17 protein-coding genes and 1 tRNA gene are annotated in these 17,526 nt (G+C 66.8%); 8 read left to right on the top strand and 10 right to left on the bottom strand.

The window, feature by feature from the left end:
- Window positions 1-2 precede the first annotated feature (2 nt).
- Window positions 3-383, bottom strand: a complete 381-nt coding sequence (sdhC, locus tag A6F68_RS09580; RefSeq protein WP_067679160.1) for a succinate dehydrogenase, cytochrome b556 subunit — start codon at window positions 381-383, stop codon at window positions 3-5.
- 98 nt (window positions 384-481) lie between these two features.
- Between sdhC and A6F68_RS09575 the strand changes: the two genes are divergently transcribed.
- Genes A6F68_RS09575 through A6F68_RS14725 form a run of 5 tightly spaced genes read left to right on the top strand, consistent with a single transcriptional unit; the run spans window position 482 to window position 4,111 of the window.
- On the top strand, window positions 482-1,189 hold the full coding sequence (locus A6F68_RS09575) for an SDR family NAD(P)-dependent oxidoreductase (protein ID WP_067682403.1): 708 nt from the start codon (window positions 482-484) through the stop codon (window positions 1,187-1,189).
- A gap of 10 nt (window positions 1,190-1,199) precedes the next feature.
- The gene (bla, locus tag A6F68_RS09570) at window positions 1,200-2,144 is read left to right on the top strand and encodes a subclass B3 metallo-beta-lactamase (RefSeq protein WP_232308110.1); all 945 of its coding nucleotides are present in this window, start codon (window positions 1,200-1,202) and stop codon (window positions 2,142-2,144) included.
- A complete protein-coding gene (locus A6F68_RS09565) occupies window positions 2,137-3,042 on the top strand; it encodes a 50S ribosomal protein L11 methyltransferase (protein WP_067679154.1) in 906 nt (301 codons plus the stop codon). Before bla ends, A6F68_RS09565 begins: the two co-directional genes overlap by 8 nt.
- Entirely contained in the window at window positions 3,039-3,710 is a 672-nt protein-coding gene (locus A6F68_RS09560) for a TIGR02117 family protein (protein WP_067682406.1), read from the top strand. The genes A6F68_RS09565 and A6F68_RS09560 overlap by 4 nt, the downstream gene beginning before the upstream one ends.
- On the top strand, window positions 3,599-4,111 hold the full coding sequence (locus A6F68_RS14725; protein WP_084001783.1) for a PilZ domain-containing protein: 513 nt from the start codon (window positions 3,599-3,601) through the stop codon (window positions 4,109-4,111). The genes A6F68_RS09560 and A6F68_RS14725 overlap by 112 nt, the downstream gene beginning before the upstream one ends.
- 3 nt (window positions 4,112-4,114) lie before the next feature.
- Here A6F68_RS14725 and ligA read toward each other — a convergent pair whose 3' ends face one another.
- From ligA to A6F68_RS09530, 5 genes are all read right to left on the bottom strand, one after another.
- Window positions 4,115-6,175, bottom strand: coding sequence for an NAD-dependent DNA ligase LigA (gene ligA, locus A6F68_RS09550; RefSeq protein WP_067679148.1), 2,061 nt, complete (start codon window positions 6,173-6,175; stop codon window positions 4,115-4,117).
- Window positions 6,172-6,993 carry an alpha/beta hydrolase gene (locus A6F68_RS09545; RefSeq protein WP_067679145.1) on the bottom strand — a complete coding sequence of 274 codons (822 nt, stop codon included), beginning with the start codon at window positions 6,991-6,993 and terminating at the stop codon, window positions 6,172-6,174. The genes ligA and A6F68_RS09545 overlap by 4 nt, the downstream gene beginning before the upstream one ends.
- A gap of 49 nt (window positions 6,994-7,042) precedes the next feature.
- Complete coding sequence (locus A6F68_RS09540; RefSeq protein ID WP_067679142.1) at window positions 7,043-7,714, bottom strand: GNAT family N-acetyltransferase; 672 nt, start codon at window positions 7,712-7,714, stop codon at window positions 7,043-7,045.
- The gene (recN, locus tag A6F68_RS09535; RefSeq protein WP_067679140.1) at window positions 7,711-9,375 is read right to left on the bottom strand and encodes a DNA repair protein RecN; all 1,665 of its coding nucleotides are present in this window, start codon (window positions 9,373-9,375) and stop codon (window positions 7,711-7,713) included. The genes A6F68_RS09540 and recN overlap by 4 nt, the downstream gene beginning before the upstream one ends.
- Window positions 9,376-9,444: 69 nt before the next feature.
- Window positions 9,445-10,764, bottom strand: coding sequence for a GGDEF domain-containing phosphodiesterase (locus A6F68_RS09530; RefSeq protein WP_067679137.1), 1,320 nt, complete (start codon window positions 10,762-10,764; stop codon window positions 9,445-9,447).
- 128 nt (window positions 10,765-10,892) lie between these two features.
- Between A6F68_RS09530 and A6F68_RS09525 the strand changes: the two genes are divergently transcribed.
- Window positions 10,893-11,669, top strand: a complete 777-nt coding sequence (locus A6F68_RS09525) for an NAD kinase (protein WP_067682401.1) — start codon at window positions 10,893-10,895, stop codon at window positions 11,667-11,669.
- Window positions 11,670-11,723: 54 nt separating this feature from the next.
- Window positions 11,724-11,798 (top strand) — tRNA-Asn (locus A6F68_RS09520).
- Window positions 11,799-11,808: 10 nt separating this feature from the next.
- Here A6F68_RS09520 and A6F68_RS09515 read toward each other — a convergent pair.
- Window positions 11,809-12,546: a sulfite exporter TauE/SafE family protein gene (locus tag A6F68_RS09515; protein WP_067679134.1), complete on the bottom strand. Its 738-nt coding sequence runs from the start codon at window positions 12,544-12,546 to the stop codon at window positions 11,809-11,811.
- A gap of 50 nt (window positions 12,547-12,596) precedes the next feature.
- On the opposite strand from A6F68_RS09515, the gene A6F68_RS09510 reads away from it, so the two are divergent.
- Window positions 12,597-13,229: a GNAT family N-acetyltransferase gene (locus A6F68_RS09510; protein WP_198152580.1), complete on the top strand. Its 633-nt coding sequence runs from the start codon at window positions 12,597-12,599 to the stop codon at window positions 13,227-13,229.
- Between the two features lies 1 nt (window position 13,230).
- Here the strand turns inward: A6F68_RS09510 and secA are convergent, their stop codons facing one another.
- From secA to A6F68_RS15035, 3 genes are all read right to left on the bottom strand, one after another.
- Window positions 13,231-16,008, bottom strand: coding sequence for a preprotein translocase subunit SecA (secA, locus tag A6F68_RS09505; protein WP_067679127.1), 2,778 nt, complete (start codon window positions 16,006-16,008; stop codon window positions 13,231-13,233).
- Window positions 16,009-16,102: 94 nt separating this feature from the next.
- Complete coding sequence (locus A6F68_RS09500) at window positions 16,103-16,375, bottom strand: hypothetical protein (RefSeq protein WP_067679125.1); 273 nt, start codon at window positions 16,373-16,375, stop codon at window positions 16,103-16,105.
- 50 nt (window positions 16,376-16,425) lie between these two features.
- Window positions 16,426-17,514: an energy transducer TonB gene (locus A6F68_RS15035; RefSeq protein WP_198152579.1), complete on the bottom strand. Its 1,089-nt coding sequence runs from the start codon at window positions 17,512-17,514 to the stop codon at window positions 16,426-16,428.
- Window positions 17,515-17,526: the final 12 nt, after the last annotated feature.

Raw genomic sequence — 17,526 nt, 5'->3', positions numbered from 1 at the left:
CCTCACTTGGTCAGGATCAGGGCCCAGAAGCCCGCGGTCAGCAGGACGCCGATCAGCGGGCTCAGGATCGACCAGGTCTTGTTCGTATCGAGTTCGTACCCCGCGCCGATATCGAGCACGAAATGGCGGATGCCGCTCGCCATGTGAGTGAAGAAGGCCCACGACAGGCCCACGAGTACGATCAGGCCGATCGGCGACCCGGCGATGGCCAGGAAGTCGGCATAGGCCTCCGCTCCGCCGACCAGCGACGCGAGCCACCAGACGAGCACCGCGAGGCCCACCAGCGCCATCCCGTCCCCGCTTGCGCGGTGAAGGATCGAGACCAGCATGTGCGGCCCCCATTTCCAGATCTGCAGGTGCGGCGAGAGTGGGCGGTCGGCCATCGAGATTTCCCGTGTGACGAAGCGTGTCTACCCCTTAACGGCTTGTCCGGTCCGTGCAAGCGCTCGACACGCAACCGATGATGAAGGAAAGGGGACGAATGACGACCATCCTCCTTACCGGCGCATCGCGGGGTATCGGCGCAGCGGCGCGCCTGGCGCTCGAAGCGCGCGGCTGCCGCGTGATCGGCCAGGCGACACGGCCCGGCCCGGGCCTGATCGCCGCCGACTTCGCCGATCCGCAAGCCCCACAGATACTGTGGGAAGCCGCGCTCGACGAAGCGGCCGGCCGAATCGACGTGCTGGTCAACAACGCGGGATTGTTCTCCGCCAATCCGCTCGATGGCTCGGACATCGCCTGGCTCGATGGATGGGAAGACACGCTGCGGATCAACCTGACGAGCGCGGCGCAGCTGTCCCGCTTCGCCGTGCGGCACTGGCAGGCGGCAGGAGGCGGCGGCCGTATCGTTCACGTGGCAAGCCGCGCCGGGCATCGCGGCGATTCGCCGGCCCACTGGCACTATGCAGCAGCCAAGGGCGGCATGCTCGCCCTGCACAAGACGATCGCGCGGCAATACGCGGCCGAGGCCATCCTAAGCTATGCCATCGCACCCGGGTTCACCGACACCGACATGGCCGGAGACTACCTCGCGAGCCGCGGGGGCCCGGACCTGCTCCGCGACATTCCGCTCGGCCGGGTCGCTACGCCAGAGGAGATCGCGACGATGATCGCCTTCTGCGCGCTCGACGCGCCGCCGAGCATGACCGGCGCCACCCTCGACGCCAACGGAGCCAGCTATGTCCGCTAAGGTTGCCTTTGTGACCGCCCTCGCCGCCCTCGCCGGCTGCGCGCCGGTGCCACCAGCGGGCGACAGCGGGCCGGCGACGGCACAGATGCCGAACCGCCTTGCCGCTGCGAACGGGGCTGCGGCGTTCGCCGAGACTTGCAAGGACTGGGACGACTGGGACAAGCCTGCCCCGCCTTTCCAGGTGCTCGGCGGGACGTGGTACGTCGGGACCTGCGGGATCGCGTCCATCCTCGTCGCCGACCCGGCGGGTCACATCCTGATCGACAGCGGCACCGAGAAAGGGGCCGAAGTGGTGCTCGCGAACCTGCGAACCATCGGGGTCGATCCCAGGGACGTGCGCTATATCCTGGCGAGCCACGAGCACTTCGACCATGTCGGCGGCCACGCGGCACTCGTCCGCGCGACGGGTGCCAAGGTCGTCTCTTCCGCCGCCGCTGCGGAGGTCTTCCGGACCGGGCGGACTGCGGCCAGCGATCCGCAGGCCGACGCGGGCCACCCGGCCATGGCGCCGGTCACGGTCGACCGGATCGTGGCCGACGGCGAGGTGATCGCCCTCAACGTCGATCCGCTCACGACGCAAAACCGGCTCAAGGCCCACGCCACGCCCGGCCATACTGCAGGGGCGCTGAGCTGGACCTGGACCGCCTGCAACCTGCCGGACGAACCGCCGGTCTGCCGGCGCATCGCCTATGTCGACAGCCTGTCGGCGGTATCGGCCGATGATTACCGGTTCACCGATCATCCCGAGTGGATTGCGTCCTTTCGCAGAAGCTTCGCGAAGGTTGCCGCGCTGCCCTGCGATATCCTGATCACGCCCCACCCTTCGGGCAGCAAGCTGCTCGACCGCCTGCGCGCGAACAATCTCGAGACGGTCGGCCAATGCCGGGACTATGCGGACCGACAGGCTGCAGCGTTCGACAAGCGGCTCGCGGACGAAAAGGCCAAGGGTGGCTGACAGCTGGACCATCCGCGCCGAAGTGCCGCGTGAAGCGGCGCGCGCCGCGCTCCTCGCGCATGAGGAAGCCGACGACTGGCCGCCCGAATGGGTCCTCGTCGGCATGGAAATGGCCGACGACCGCCCCGAGGACTGGTTCGTCGAGGTGTATCTGCCGCATAGGCCGAGCGCCGCGGACAAGCGCCGGGTGGCGGCGCTGTTCGGTAATGAGCCACCCCGGCTGACGGGGGCGAAAGTCGTCCCGCAGGACTGGGTCACCGCAAGCCAGCAAGGCCTCGAGCCGATCGTCGCCGGACCCTTCCGGGTCCGCACTGCCGACTTCGTGCGCGAGCCGGGCACCATCGATTTCGTCATACCGGCAAGCCAGGCCTTCGGCACCGGCCACCACGCGACGACCGAGGGCTGCCTTGCGATGCTTGCCGCCATGAAGGCGCGCGGGACCGTGGTGCGCAACCTCGCGGACATCGGTACCGGCACCGGCCTGCTCGCCTTCGCGGCACTGGCGCTGTGGCCGCGTGCGCTGGCCACGGCGAGCGACATAGACCCGGTCTGCACCGGCGTTGTGGAAGACAACGCCCGCGCGAACGGCATTCCGCTGGGAGCCCGCGCGGGCGCGCTGACGATGGTGATCGCCGACGGCATGGACGATGCCCTGCTCAGGGCGCGCGGGCCCTACGATCTCCTCATCGCCAACATCCTCGCAGGGCCGCTCGTGGAACTGGCGCCCGACTTCGCGACCGCTGTTCCGCCGGGCGGCAACCTGCTTCTTGCGGGCCTGCTCGAGACGCAGGAGGCCAAGGTTCGTGCGGCCTATCGCCGCGCCGGTTTCCGTCTCGCCGCCCGGCTTGTCAAAGGCGACTGGTCGATCCTGTGGCTGCGTCGCCGCAGCGCGCGATGAGAGTGGCGCTCCGTGCGCTCGCGTGGCTGGCGCTGGCGATCGGCTTGGTCCCACTGACCGGTTGGATTGGCAGTTCGATCCCGCGCAATTCCGCCTGGACCGAACCGGCGGCCGGCGTCGAGATCATGGTGGAAACCAACGGTGTCCACACCGCGATAGTAATGCCGCTCGTCACATCGCAGAAGGATTGGCGATCGGACTTTCCTGCCAGCGATCTCGGGGCGCCGAACCGGCCGTACACGCATGTCTCGGTCAGCTGGGGCGAGCGCGAGGTCTTCCTCAACACGCCCACCTGGGCCGAGCTCTCACCGATGACCGCACTGCGCGCAGCGACCGGCGGCGATGGCCTGCTCCACGTCGCGCACTACGTGCGCCCGGCCCCAAGTCCGGACGCCAGGGTGCTGCGCCTGCGCGAAGAGGAATACGCAAGGCTCGTCGCTGTCATCGAGGCGCAGGTCGCTTCACCGGACCAGCGCAAGGTCTATCCGGGATACGAGGATTGGGACGTGTTCTACGACGCGCCGGGCCGGTACCATGCCGGCCGAACCTGCAATCAATGGACCAGCAACACCCTGGCCGCTGCCGGAGTTCGCACCGGATGGTGGACCCCTTTTGCGGGCGGCGTGATGAAGTGGGTCGCTCACCCCCGCGGAACAAGCAAAGCTTAAACAGTCGGCGGTATTATGACAGGATGCTTCGCCGTGTCCTACCCGCGCAACGATCCGGTCAGCGATGCGCCAACCGCCTTCGGCTCGGCGTCCCGGCAGGCCTGTTGTTGACGCACCGGACACACCGCTGCCTGATCGACGACATCTCATCGACGGGCGCGCGCATTCGCGTGGAGCAGGAGATCGCCGTCGGGCGAACGGCAATGCTGCAGTTTCACCGGCTGCGGCTCTACGGCAGCGTGATCTGGTATGGCGACGGCGAGTGCGGCATCCGCTTTGATCGCAAGATGGAAGCCGAGGACATCGAAGGGTTCCTGTGGATCGTCCAGAACCCCGAGGCCTACGAACGCCTCTGCCGCGAGAGCGGTGGGCACGACTGGGCGATGGGGCTCGGCGGCTGATCGTCAGCCCGCCGCCGCGACTATCTGAGCCCAGGCCGCTTCGTCGATCACCTCGATACCGAGTTCGGCAGCCTTCTTGAGCTTGCTGCCCGCACCGGGGCCGGCAACCACGAGGTCGGTCTTGGGGCTGACCGAGCCCGCTGCTTTGGCACCGAGCCGCTCGGCCTGGGCCTTGGCTTCGTCGCGGCTCATCGTCTCCAGCTTGCCGGTGAACACCACGGTCTTGCCGCTGACCGCACTCGCAGTGGTTTCGACGATGTAGGGCGGCGGGCTGACTTGGCCGAGCAGGTCGTCCCAGACGGCCTGGTTGTGATCCTCATGGAAGAAGTCGCCGAGGGCCTCGACGACCACCGGCCCTACGCCATCGATGGAGGTCAGCTCGGCAATTGCATCCGCATCGCCGGCGTGCGCCCGTTCCGCTGCCGCGCGGAGCGCCGGGAGGGATTCGAACCGCTTCATGAGGTCGCGGGCGGTGACCGCGCCGACGTGGCGGATCCCCAGACCGAACAGCAGCCGCGCCGCATCGGGCGATCGCTTCGCCTCGATCGCCGCCAACAGATTGTCCACAGACTTGTCCTGCCAGCCCTCACGTCCGACGAGGTCCGGGCGACGGCTCTTCAGGCGGAAGATGTCGCCCGGCCCCTTCGCCAGCCAGCCAAGCTCCATGAACTCGGCGATCGATTTCTCTCCCAGCCCTTCGATATCGAGGGCGGCGCGGCTCACGAAATGGCGCAGGCGTTCGAACTGCTGCGCGCGGCAGATGAGGCCGCCGGTGCAGCGAACGTCGACTTCGCCCTCTTCAGCGACCGCCTCGCTGCCGCAGACCGGGCAATGGTCGGGAAACGCGAATGCGGGTCGATCTTCGTCGCGCGTCAGGTTCTCCACCACTTGCGGGATCACGTCGCCGGCGCGCTGGACGACGACGCGGTCGCCCGGACGTACGCCGAGCCGCGCGATCTCGTCGCGGTTGTGCAGCGTCACGTTGGTGACGGTCACGCCGCCGACCAGAACCGGGGCGAGCCGCCCCACCGGAGTCAGCTTGCCGGTCCGGCCGACCTGGATGTCGATCGCCTCCAGTGTCGTCTCCGCGCGCTCCGCCGGAAACTTGTGTGCGAGCGCCCAACGCGGCGCCTTGGCGACGAAGCCGAGCCGCGCCTGCAGGGCCAGGTCGTCGACCTTGTAGACGACTCCGTCGATGTCATACGGCAGGTCGCCGCGGCGCGCGCCGATGCTGCGGTAATGCTGCAGCAATTCCTCGAGCGAATGGCAAAGCAGCAGATCGGGGCTGACCGGCAATCCCCAATCTTTCAGGCGCTTCATCATGGCGAACTGGCTGGCTTCGGGCACCTCGCTGGCAGCGCCCCATCCGTGCGCCCAGAACCGCAAGGGCCGCTGCGCGGTGACGTTCGCATCCTTCTGCCGCAGCGAACCGGCCGCAGCATTTCGGGGGTTGGCGAAAATCTTTCCGCCCGCTGTCTGTTGCGCAGCATTGAGCGCGGCAAAGTCCTGTTTCGCCATGTAAATCTCGCCGCGCACCTCGAAGACGTCGGGCACGTTTCCGCGCAGCATTTGCGGCACGTCGGCAACATGCGCGACATTGGCGGTGACATCCTCTCCCACCTCGCCATCACCGCGCGTCGCGGCCCGCACCAGCTTGCTGTTCTCGTAGCGAAGCGAGCACGACAGGCCGTCGATCTTGTCCTCCGCCGTGAAGGCAAGCGGCGCGTCGTCGGCAAGGGCAAGGAAGCGCCGGACGCGGGCGACGAACTCCTCGACCTCCTCATCGGAAAACGCGTTGTCGAGGCTCATCATGCGAACTTCGTGCCGCACCTTCGACAGCGGCGATGCGGCGACTTCGTGCCCGACCTTGCGCGAAGGAGAATCCGGCCGGACGAGGTGGGGGAACTGCTCCTCGAGTTCCGCATTCCTCCGGACGAGCGCATCGTATGCCGCATCCGAAATCTCGGGCGAATCCTCGGTGTGATAAAGCCGGTCGTGCCGCGCGATTGCCCTGGCGAGGCGCATCAGCTCGTTGGCGGCGTCGGCTTCGGTGATCCCGCTCATTTGCCCTTCAATACGGCCAGCATGGCGTCCTCGTTCGCGGCATAGGCCGCCTCGCCCGGGGTGATGATCGCGAAGTGCGTGGCATCGGGATTGGCGCGTACGGCGACACGAGCTCCACCCGAGCGGACCGCTTCGAGCGATTCGGGCGGCGGCGTGGGCAGCCGCGCCTGCACGAACAGCACTTCCGCCACCGCGGGACGGGGCGCGATTGCCGCAAGGCGCCCGGCGCCGGCCTGACCCATGAACGGCGCGACGGAAGAAAACTGGCACAGCGCGTCGAACGCGTCCCGCTCGCGGCCGAGGTCGCCCGGCCCGTCGAGCACGATCGCGGCACGCGCGGGGATTGCTGATACCGCGCCAGTCGGCCCTTCGACGTCCTGCGCGGTCGGGAGCCAAAGCGCCGGAAGAGCGCCCGCGGAATGCCCCACGAGCGTAACCCTGTCACGATCGATCGGGTACGACCGTGCGATATCCTCGATCAGCTTCGCGGCGGCGCGCCAGTCGGAGAACGAGCCGGGCCACCCTCCCCCATCGCCGACCTCGCGGTAGTCCACGTTGAGGGTGGCCACTCCCAGCGATTGCCAGCGCGTCGCGAGCGGAGCCATGTACGCTTGATCCGCCAGGCCGGTCTTGAAGCAGCCACCGTGGAATACCACCGCCAGCGGGAACGGCCCCTTCCCTTGCGGAAGGCGCAACTCGGCGAACCCGCGCGCGTGATCGGCATACCGCAGCACGGCATCCGGCTTCGTAGGCGAAAGGTGCGCGTCGGTGCCCCACATCGCTCCGTTTGCGGCAGGCGTCGGTGGAGTGGTGGTCATCGCGCACCCAGCGCAGGATGCGAAAAGAGCCAGCGCCGCAATTCGCATCTCACGCCGCCTCCAGGATCGTGACGACCATCGACCGCCGCTCGGCGAAGCCCAGCGAACGATAGAGCCGTATCGCACCGTCATTGGTGCTGTAGCTGTGCAGGAACGGGGTTTGCCCGCTGTCGATCATGTCCTTCATGACGCGCATCATCAGCTTCCGCGCAAATCCGCGTCCCCGCGCCGAAGGGTCGGTGCAGACCCCGCTCACTTCAGCGAAACCGGTCGCGGGACGCATCCGGGTGCCCGCCATCGCGACCAGGTGATCGCCTTCCCTGACGCCGTAGAACCCGCCGTAGCGATGCGTGGCCCCGGCCCAGGGACCCGGCTCGGTCGCCTTCGCCAGACGCGCCATATCGGGAGCATCCTCATCGTCCAGCGCAACGATCTCATCCCCCACGTTCTCGACCAGTGGGTTTTGAGCGACCATTTGCGAAAGGGGCGCCGAACGGGCGACACGCCACCCTGGCGGCGCAGCAATTTCATCGGTCTCGACCAGCCACAGCGGCCCGCTCTCCCGCCAGGCATCGAAGCCGGAAGCGTCGCCCGCCGCACTCGCCGCAAAGGGTCCGATCGAAGGATCGATCCGCACGGCATCATCGCGCCGCTGCGCGAAATGAGCCTGGGGCCCGGTCAGGCAATGCCATACCGGACGGTCGAGCACGTGATCGCTCACACGCCCTCCAGCAACCGGTCCGCCTGGGCACGCGCTTCGGGAGTGACCTCGGCGCCGGACAGCATCCGTGCGATCTCCTCCTGCCGCGCCGCCGCATCCAGCAGGCTGACGGACGTGCGGGTCACGGTGCCCTCGCTGGTCTTGTGGATCGAGTAGTGCGTGCGCCCGCGTGCGGCGACTTGCGGGCTGTGGGTGACCACCAGCACCTGGCCGCCTTCCGCAAGCCGCGCGAGCCGCTCGCCGATCGCACTCGCCACCGCCCCGCCGACCCCGCGGTCGATCTCGTCGAAAATCATCGTGGCCGCCCCGCCCTTTTCAGCGAGCGCGACCTTGAGCGCGAGGATGAATCGCGACAGCTCGCCGCCACTGGCGATCTTGTTGAGCGGCGCGAAATCGGCGCCGGGGTTGGTCGCGATGAGAAACTCCGCCGCGTCGATTCCGTGCGGGCCCCAGCGCTCCTCGGGCAGCTCGTTCACCGCCGTAAGGAAGCGCGCGGCATCGAGTTTCAGCGGCGCCAGTTCCCCTGCCACCGCCGCATCGAGCCTGACAGCCGCTTCTCGCCGAATGCGATGAAGCGCCTGCGCCCGCTCGCGGTACGTTTCGCCCGCTGACTTTGCCGCCAGGGCGAGTGCATCGAGTTCCGCCTCGCCGCCCTCGATGGCATCGAGCGCGTGGCGGAATTCGCGCATCTTGTCGGGCAATTCGTCGACCTCGCACCGGTGCTTTCGCGCGATCGCGCGCAGGTCAAACAACCTTGTTTCGGCCCGCTCCAGAGCAAGCGGGTCATGGACGAGCGCCTCGGCGGCTTCGGACAGCTTGTCCTCCGCTTCGCCAGCCTCGATCACGGCGCGGTCCAGTGCCGAGAGTGCTTCGGCCAGAAGCGGATGCTCGGCCGCGATCCGGTCGAGCCGCCGTGCTGCGACGCGCAGATGGGCAAGTGGGGAATCCGAACCTTCCCACAGGTGCCGCAATTCCTCGAGGTCGCCCGAAAGGCGCTCACCCTTTTGCATCGACGCACGGGTCTCGGCGAGCCGCACCTCTTCCCCGGCTTGCGGTTCGAGCGCCGTCAGTTCCGTGAGGTGAGCGAGCAGCAGGTCCTGATCGGCCTGCGCCGTCTCGACCCGATCACGGGCGGCAGCGAGCCGATCCTCCGCGGCGCGCCACTCACTCCACGCCCGCGCCACGCCATCGACCTCGCCGCCCGCGAAGCGGTCGAGCAGCGCGCGGTGTCCTCGCGGATTCACGAGCCCGCGATCATCGTGCTGGCCGTGCAGTTCGACCAGCGACGAAGCCAGTTCGCGGAGCAGCGCGACCCCCACCGGTTGATCGTTGACGAACGCCTTGCTGCCGCCGTCGGCGCGCAGGGTGCGCTTGAGAATGAGCGGCTCGCCCGGCTCGACCTCGATCTCGAACTGGTCGAGCACCGCCTGAACCGCCGCGGGCACACCGGCGAATTCGAAGGCCGCGGTCACGCTCGCCCGGTCCTCGCCCGCGCGGACCAACCCGCTGTCGGCCCGGTTGCCGAGAACGAGGCCCAGCGCATCGAGCAGGATCGATTTGCCCGCACCCGTCTCGCCCGTCAGGACGCCGAGACCGCTGCGGAAGTCGAGGTCGAGCGCCTCGATCAGCACGATGTTACGGATGGAGAGGCGCGTCAGCATGGCAGCGCCCGATTCTCTAGCCGAAGCACCCGCGCGCGTCACGGGCGCCGCGCAGCTTGCCAACAACGGTCAGGACCGGGCGCGCTCCAGGAAGGCGGACGCCGAGAGGGGCACCGATCCCAAGTAGCCCTGGAACTTGGCGCAGCCTTCATCGCGAGCAATCGCTGCCTGTGCCTCGGTTTCGATCCCTTCCGCGACCACATCGAGTTGGAGCGCACGGGCAAGCGCGACGATCGATTTCAGGACCGCGCGGTCGCGCGGATCCGATTCGATCCCTTCGATCATCGAACGGTCGAGCTTGATCTCGTCGAGTGCCAGCAGCTTGAGGTAACGGAAGTTGCAGAATCCCCCGCCGAAATCGTCGAGCGCGATGCGGATTCCTCGTGCGCGCAATCGTTCGATAACCGGTGCGCTCCGCTCCAGGTCCGACAGCAGCACCTGCTCGGTGATTTCCAGCGTCACACGGTCAGAATCGAAACCGGTCGCAGCGACTATCTTGAGGAAATCCCGGGCGAACTCACGGCTCGCGAGGTCCGCCGGGGTTATGTTGAGCGACAGGCGTAGGTCATGGGGCCAATCGCGCGCCGCCTCCAGCGCTGTCTCCGCTATGTGGCGCGACAGTTGGGCGACGTGATCGACCCGCTCGGCGATCGCGAAAAGTGGCCCTGCGCCAATCAACCCGACCCGGCGATGGTGCCATCGGGCGAGCGCTTCCGCCCCGACAAGTCGTCCGTCAGCGAGCGAGAACTGGGGCTGAAACGCGATCTCGATCTCGTTCCGATCGATCGCGGCGAGGAGATCAGCCTCAAGCTCGGCGGCCCTTATTCCGGCGGGCGCGTGGCTCCGCTCGGCCCACAGCACGCGCGCATCGGGACGGTCGTGCGCGCGGCCCAACGTCGCGGCAAGCCGGTCGAGAATGTGGGCCGGGCTCTCGCCGGGTAGCACCCGCATCATGGCGATGCGCGGCCAGAGCCTTACGGTCCCCGAACCGTCGATGGCCGCGATCGGGGCAGCGATCGCTTCTCCCACCGCTTCGCCAAGCCACTGCCAGCGCTCGCGGTTGAGTTGCTGATGCGCTACGAGCGCGAACTTTCCGCCACCGAGGCGGGCGGCGATCCATTCTCCGTCCGCAAGTTCATCGGCCGCAAAGTGCAGAAGGCGACGAGCCACCTCGACCAAGGCGCCGTCGCCGGCGGCTTCGCCATAGGCAAGGTTCACTGCGTCGAAGCGACCAAGGCCCAGTAGCATCGCGTGGACCGGGGCGGCTCGACCACTCTGCGATGCATCATGTCGCCACTCATCCAATCGGGAACGCAGCGCATCGGCACCCGCAAGACCCGTCAGCGCATCGCGCGCGAAGGCAGTTGAAGAATCTGGTAAACTTGCCATCCCCGCACCCTAGCTGTGATCGTTCCCACGCGCTTCGGCCGCGTCGCCTGCGTTGCCAAATGGGACAGCGGCAACTAGCGTCGCACCTTGCCGACCTGCGGGGGAGAGTTACGCGCGTGACCGGGGACATCGACGTCAAGCGGCTGGCGCTGGTCGCTTCGCGGACCGACCGCGCGCAGGAAGCGGCAGCGGAACTGCGGTCCGCCTTCAATTTCGTGCCTCTGAGCCGCGCCCGGGCCGTGATCGTCCTGGGTGGCGACGGGTTCATGCTCCATACGCTCCACCGGATGCTCGACAAGGATCGGGTGGTGCCTGCCTACGGGCTCAATTGCGGCACGGTAGGCTTCCTCATGAACAAATACCGCGGACCGGCGCGGCTGATCGACCGGCTGGCCAAGGCGCGTCGTTTCGACATCGCGCCGCTGCGTATGAGGGCTATCGGCAACGACGGGTCGGAACACATTGCCTGCGCGATCAACGAGGTATCGCTGCTGCGCGAGACCCGCCAGACCGCCAAGATCGAAGTGACCCTCGACGGTAAGACGCGGCTCAAGGAACTGGTCTGCGACGGGGTGCTGGTGGCGACCCCAGCGGGCTCAACCGCATACAACCTGTCGGCAAACGGTCCCATCCTGCCACTCGATTCGCAGCTGCTCGCGCTGACGCCGATCAGCCCTTTTCGGCCGCGCCGATGGTCGGGTGCGGTCCTGGCCGAAAGGAGCCGCATCACCTTTCGCGTCAACGAGCCGGCAAAGCGCCCGGTTTCGGCCGTGGCGGACCAGAAGGAATTCCGCGACGTTGCCGAAGTGCACCTTGAAATCGCACGGGAAAATCAGCTGACCCTGCTTTTCGACCCGGGCCACGCACTCGACGAACGGATCGTGGCGGAGCAATTCGCCGTATAGGGTTGCCAAGCCGGAAACGCGCCCATATAGGCGCGCTCCTGCCGAACTGGCTGCTCCCCGATAGCTCAGCGGTAGAGTAGGTGACTGTTAATCACTTGGTCGTTGGTTCGAATCCAACTCGGGGAGCCACTTTCCAGCCCTAGCCCAGCAAGAGCCGCGCGCCGACCCAGATGGTCAGCGCCGCGGTGAGCCAGCGGATCGCATTTTGCGGCAGGAATCTCACCGCGAGCAGACTGCCTATCTGCCCGCCGATGACGACGGCGATCAGCAGCGGCAGGCCGAACGCGGCGGCCGCGCCGATCAGCCCCGGCCCGTTTTTGATGAGCTGCCCGGCCAGCCCGAACACCGAATTGACCAGGATAAAGAATGCCGCGGTCGCCGCTATCGCCCGGGCGTTGTTCCAGCGCACGAGATGGAGGAGCGGCGCGAGGAAAATCCCGCCGCCTATCCCGACGAGGCCTGCGAGATAGCCGATGGGTGCAGAGATGAAGGGCATCCAGCGCGCCATGGGCGTCGGTTCGCCCTCCCGGGTCGCGGTGGCAGGGATGAGCAGCGTCAGGCCGGTCAGGACAAGGCTTGCCCCAAGCAATGCGAGGAAGGTGGCTTCCTTGACCGGGGTCAGGCCCCCGAGGAATGCCGCCGGCGCGGCGATGGCCGTCAGCGTTATCGCTCCACGCCAGGGAGTGAGCCCGGAGCGCGCGAAACGAAGCGAGCTGCCGCTCACAACCACGATATTGCAGAGTAGCGAGATGATCGGCAGCAGCCGGAAGTCGACGCCCGCGAGCGCCAGGAGCGCACTGTAGGTGGACCCGCCTCCGAACCCCACCGAGGCATAAAGCAGCGCGGTGAGCGCAAATATGATGGCAAGCCACGTCATGGCTCGACCTATCGAGGCCGCATGACGCGTGCTAGCGCGAAATGGAGCCCATGATGGAACTTGCGCACGACATCGATCTTGGGGGGACGCTGACAAGGGCTTCGCGGCACGATGCCCGGCAGGTTGGCGAGATCACCGCCGATGCGTTCCGCGACGATCCGTTCAACCGCTGGCTCCTGGGCACGCAGGCGGGAATACGCGGCGTGTTCGTGCCGCTGGCGCGCCACGTCTATGTCCCGAACGGCTTCTCGTACCGCCTTGGCGATGAAGGCGCGGCGATGTGGATGTTCCCGGGCGGCGATGACCGCCTCGGCTTCTTGGCGCTGCAGAAGTTGCGCTTCAACGCGCTGTTTCGTGCCAGCAACGGTGCGATCGGACGCATCGAACACGCGGTAGCCGCGATGGAGGCCGCCCATCCCGCGTTCGACCACGCCTATCTGTTCACCATCGGCGTCCGGGCACGTTCACAGGGCAAAGGGCTTGGACGCAGGCTCATGTCGCCTGTCCTAGAGGCTTGCGATCGCGCGGGCCTGCCGGCCTATCTCGAGAATTCGAACCCGCGCAATCACGGCTTCTACCGCTCGTGCGGGTTCGAGCACGTGCAATGGATCGAAGCCGAACCGGGCGCGCCACCGCTCGAAGCCATGCTTCGGCAGCCCAGGGCGCCCGATCCGGCCTGCTAGGTCACTCTGTAGGGGCGGCTGCCGCCTTGGCGCCCACCGCACCGTGGCAGTGCTTGTACTTGTTGCCCGAGCCGCAGGGGCATGGCGCGTTGCGGCTGATGTCCTCGCCCGCCCACGGGTTGTCGGCAACGCCGCCCGGCCCTGCCGCCGCCATCGGCGATCCGGCCAGCGAACCGAACAGCGCTTCTCGCATCCGCGAATCGTCCCCGTCGTCCGAGTTCTCGAAGCCGCTCAACGGGTCGATGTGACCGGTCAGGAAGTCGGGCAGTTCGGGCAGCGACAGCGGCGCGGTTTGCGGGGCGAACTGGAATTGCGCCTTCATGAGGATGCTCGTGACGTCTTCGCGCAGCGTGTCGAGCATCCGTTCAAACAGCACGAAGGCTTCGCGCTTGTACTCGTTGATCGGCTGCTTCTGGGCGTAGGCACGCAGGAAGATGACCTGGCGCAGCGCGTCGAGCGTCGAGAGGTGTTCCTTCCAGTGGTGGTCGAGCCGCTCGAGCAGTATCTGCTTCTCGAGCCGCTTCCACATGGCCGGATCGGCCTCGGCGATTTTCGCCTCCATCACTTCGTCGCTCATCGCGGCGATGCGCTGTTCGAGAAGCTCGGGATCGACTTCCTCTTCCTGGAGCCAGTCGTCGATCGGCGGCTCCAGTCCGAGCACGGTGCCGAGCCGCTCCTTCAGGCCGGCCACGTCCCACTGTTCGGGATACGATCCCGGCGGGCACGCTTCGCCCACGATCGTGTTGACGGTGTCGTGGCGCATGTCGACGACGACGTCATCGACCGCCTCTGAGTCCATCACCTCGCCGCGCTGCTCGTAGATGACCTTGCGCTGGTCGTTCATCACGTCGTCGTATTCGACGACCTGCTTGCGGATGTCGTAGTTGCGCGCCTCGACCTTCTTCTGCGCAGTCTCGATGGCCTTGGAGAGCCACTTCGAACCGATCGCCTCGCCGTCGGCGAGGTTGGAGTTCATCATGCGGGCGAACAGCGTGTCCGGTCCGAAGATGCGCAGCAGGTCGTCTTCCAGGCACAGGTAGAACCGGCTCAGGCCAGGGTCGCCCTGCCGCCCGGCGCGCCCGCGAAGCTGGTTGTCGATCCGGCGGCTTTCGTGACGCTCGGTGCCGAGCACGAAGAGGCCCCCCGCGTCGAGCACCTTCTGGCGTTCGGCGGCGACTTCGGCCTTGATGCGATCGATCTCGAGCGGGCGCTTGGGGTCGTCCTCGGCCAAGTCCTTCAGCTCGTCCTCGATGCGGAATTCGACGTTGCCGCCGAGCTGGATGTCGGTGCCACGACCGGCCATGTTGGTGGCGATGGTGACCGCACCCAGACGGCCCGCCTGCGCGACGATGTGCGCCTCCATTTCGTGGAAGCGGGCGTTAAGCACCGAATGCTCGACGCCCTCCTTCTCCAGGAAGCTCGACAGGAGTTCCGACTTTTCGATCGACACGGTGCCGACCAGCACCGGCTGGCCGATCTTGCTCTTCTCCGCGATGGCCTTGGCAATCGCCTGGAACTTGTCGTTCGTGTTCTTGTAGAACTCGTCTTCCTCGTCGATCCGCTGGACCGGCACGTTGGTCGGGATCTCGACCACGTTCATCTTGTAGATGTCCCAGAACTCGCTCGCCTCGGTGGCGGCGGTACCGGTCATGCCGGACAGCTTGGGATACATGCGGAAGTAGTTCTGGAAGGTGATCGAGGCCATCGTCTGGTTCTCGGGCTCGATCTTCACGCCTTCCTTGGCCTCGACCGCCTGGTGCAGACCGTTGGACCAGCGGCGACCATCCATCATGCGGCCGGTGAATTCGTCGATGATGACGACCTTGTCGTCCTTGACGATGTAGTCGATGTCGCGCTTGAACATCTTGTTCGCGCGCAGCGCCTGGTCGAGGTGATGGACCACCTGCGTGTTCTCGACGTCGTAGAGATTGTCGGTGACGAGCAACCCGGTATCCGCGAGCAGGGCCTCGATCTTCTCGGCGCCCTCTTCGGTCCAGCTGATGTTCTTGGTCTTCTCGTCGGCCTCGTAGAAGCTCTCGTCGATGTTCTTCACGATTGCGTCGATCGTGACGTACATCTCGCTCTTGTCGTCAGTCGGACCGGAGATGATGAGGGGGGTACGCGCTTCGTCGATCAGGATCGAATCGACCTCGTCGACGATCGCGAAGTTGAAGGGGCGCTGCACCATCTGCGCCCGATCGTGCTTCATGTTGTCGCGCAGGTAATCGAACCCGAACTCGTTGTTCGTGCCGTACGTGATGTCCGAGCCATAGGCCTCGCGGCGCTCAAACTCGTTGAGGTTGGGCACGATCACCCCGACGGTCAGGCCGAGGAACTTGTGGATCCGGCCCATCCAGTCGGCGTCGCGGCGGGCGAGGTAATCGTTGACGGTGACGACGTGGACGCCCTTGCCCTCGATCGCGTTGAGATAGGTCGCCAGCGTGGCCACGAGGGTCTTGCCCTCGCCCGTGCGCATTTCGGCGATCTCGCCGCGATGGAGCACCATACCGCCGACCATCTGCACGTCGAAGTGACGCATGCCGAGAACGCGCACCGATGCCTCCCGCACCGTCGCGAAGGCTTCGGGCAGGATGTCGTCGAGGGTCTTCCCGCCTTCGAGCTGCTCGCGGAACTTGGCCGTCTGCGCCACAAGCTCTGCATCGGTCAGCGCCTGGATCTGCGGTTCGAGCGCATTGATCTGGCGGACGATCTTGTCGAGCGACTTGACGTAACGGTCGTTCGACGACCCGAAGAGGGCCTTTGCGATATTCTGGATCATGGAGTGCCCCTGGGGCTGGAAACCTATGAGATAACGCCCGCCGGGGCGAATGTGCCCGGGCGGCGCGAAACGGAAGCGATCGAGGTGTGGCGCGCTATTCGAGCGCGCGATCAGGTCCGAGCTGGATCGTCGGAATGACGATGACGACGGGCTTGGGCGGCTTGCAAGGCGGCAGGGTCGCCACCTTGCTGCGCAATTCCTGCCGCTGCTGGCGCCGGTCGCATGCGGTGACCGGGTTGCCCGGCGCAGACTGTGCGCCTTCGACCACCGACTGCGACATCACCGCCATCATCCGCGCTTGCGCAGGAGTGCCGACGGTCGTGAGACCGGTCAGAATGGCAAGGCAGGCGAGTATGCGACGCAGCATGGCGCGGAAATATAGTCCTGAGTGTGATGAACGTCCAGTGTGCGGAGCGGTTATCGACCCTTCGGCGTGGTTCGTATGGTGATTTCGACTTCGATCGTCTCGGGTAGCGGGGTCTTGTCGGAAAGTGGCGCACGGATGCCGCGCGTCTTCACATCCTCACAGAGTTTCTCGATGGGATTGGCGATCGACACAGCGGGTCCCTCGCCGCTGACCTTGCAGTTCTCGACCTTGCCGCCCTCCGTTGTCTCGAGTGTCATCGCGACCCGGCCCGGCTTCAGGAGCATCGCCGGCAAGGTGATCGGCGATCTCCGGATCGGGATAGATGATCGGGCGGTCGAGGCGCCGCTTTTCGTGGGCACCCTCCAGATCACTTCCTGAGTGACCCTTCCCCGCGTGGGCGTGCCGTCGGCCGCCAGTGCGGGCTTGAACATCCCCCGCTCGCCCACGATCACGCAGCTTCTGGCGTCGAGATCGGGATGACCGCTCGAATCGATTACCTGGCACGCCGCCGGCTTGCCTTCCGGATCGACTTCGAATGAGACCTTGGTCGTGCCCTCGCGCTTCGAGTCGCGCGCGCCCTCGGGCCAGTCGGCCTCGAGGACCCGCGCCCACCCGAACTTCTGCTGCACCGGCGGGCGCGGGAATGTCTCGCTGCGGCCGGTCGGTACGAACGTTGCCGGAGACGGCACAGCCCGGACCATCGGCGGCGCCATCGAGGACCAGTCCATCTTCTGCCGCCAGATTCCTGCCGTATCCTGCCCCGACGCATCGGTCGCGGGCCAGAACTGGGCACGCGTCGCGAAGGCGGTGCACGCGGCCGCATCGAGATCGGCGTCACCGCTGCTTTCGACGACTCGGCAATCGGCGACGCGCCCCCACTTCGAAATCGCGAGCTCGACCTCTGTCGTGCCTTTGCGCTCGCGCTCGCGCGATTCCCGCGGGATGTCACCGTACATCGGGGTGCTCGAAAGGCCGTAGCGCGGCGTTGGCGGCAGGTTTGGCCCCTCGGGCCGCTTCGGTGGAGGCGGCGCGGGGGCTACCCGGATCGGCGGAGGCGCGGGGCGTGGCTCCACCCCCTCCTGCATTTCGCCCGCACCCGCGGTTGCCGCGGCCAGCGCGGTCAGATAAATCGCCAGCATCCAGTTCGACCC

It is taken from the genome of Tsuneonella dongtanensis (assembly GCF_001698205.1).
Taxonomy (GTDB): Bacteria; Pseudomonadota; Alphaproteobacteria; order Sphingomonadales; family Sphingomonadaceae; genus Tsuneonella; species Tsuneonella dongtanensis.
The sequence above is the reverse complement of the archived record's forward strand: the minus strand, read 5'-3'. Positions and strand labels throughout refer to the sequence as shown.

Bases quoted from the DNA above. Each gene is read 5' to 3' on its own strand.
- sdhC (WP_067679160.1), bottom strand. From the start codon at position 383: ATGGCCGACCGCCCACTCTCGCCGCACCTGCAGATCTGGAAATGGGGG.
- A6F68_RS09575 (WP_067682403.1), top strand. From the start codon at position 482: ATGACGACCATCCTCCTTACCGGCGCATCGCGGGGTATCGGCGCAGCG.
- A6F68_RS09560 (WP_067682406.1), top strand. From the start codon at position 3,039: ATGAGAGTGGCGCTCCGTGCGCTCGCGTGGCTGGCGCTGGCGATCGGC.
- A6F68_RS14725 (WP_084001783.1), top strand. From the start codon at position 3,599: ATGGACCAGCAACACCCTGGCCGCTGCCGGAGTTCGCACCGGATGGTG.
- ligA (WP_067679148.1), bottom strand. From the start codon at position 6,175: ATGAGCGGGATCACCGAAGCCGACGCCGCCAACGAGCTGATGCGCCTC.
- A6F68_RS09545 (WP_067679145.1), bottom strand. From the start codon at position 6,993: ATGACCACCACTCCACCGACGCCTGCCGCAAACGGAGCGATGTGGGGC.
- recN (WP_067679140.1), bottom strand. From the start codon at position 9,375: ATGCTGACGCGCCTCTCCATCCGTAACATCGTGCTGATCGAGGCGCTC.
- A6F68_RS09530 (WP_067679137.1), bottom strand. From the start codon at position 10,764: ATGGCAAGTTTACCAGATTCTTCAACTGCCTTCGCGCGCGATGCGCTG.
- A6F68_RS09515 (WP_067679134.1), bottom strand. From the start codon at position 12,546: ATGACGTGGCTTGCCATCATATTTGCGCTCACCGCGCTGCTTTATGCC.
- A6F68_RS09510 (WP_198152580.1), top strand. From the start codon at position 12,597: ATGATGGAACTTGCGCACGACATCGATCTTGGGGGGACGCTGACAAGG.
- secA (WP_067679127.1), bottom strand. From the start codon at position 16,008: ATGATCCAGAATATCGCAAAGGCCCTCTTCGGGTCGTCGAACGACCGT.
- A6F68_RS09500 (WP_067679125.1), bottom strand. From the start codon at position 16,375: ATGCTGCGTCGCATACTCGCCTGCCTTGCCATTCTGACCGGTCTCACG.
- A6F68_RS15035 (WP_198152579.1), bottom strand. From the start codon at position 17,514: ATGCTGGCGATTTATCTGACCGCGCTGGCCGCGGCAACCGCGGGTGCG.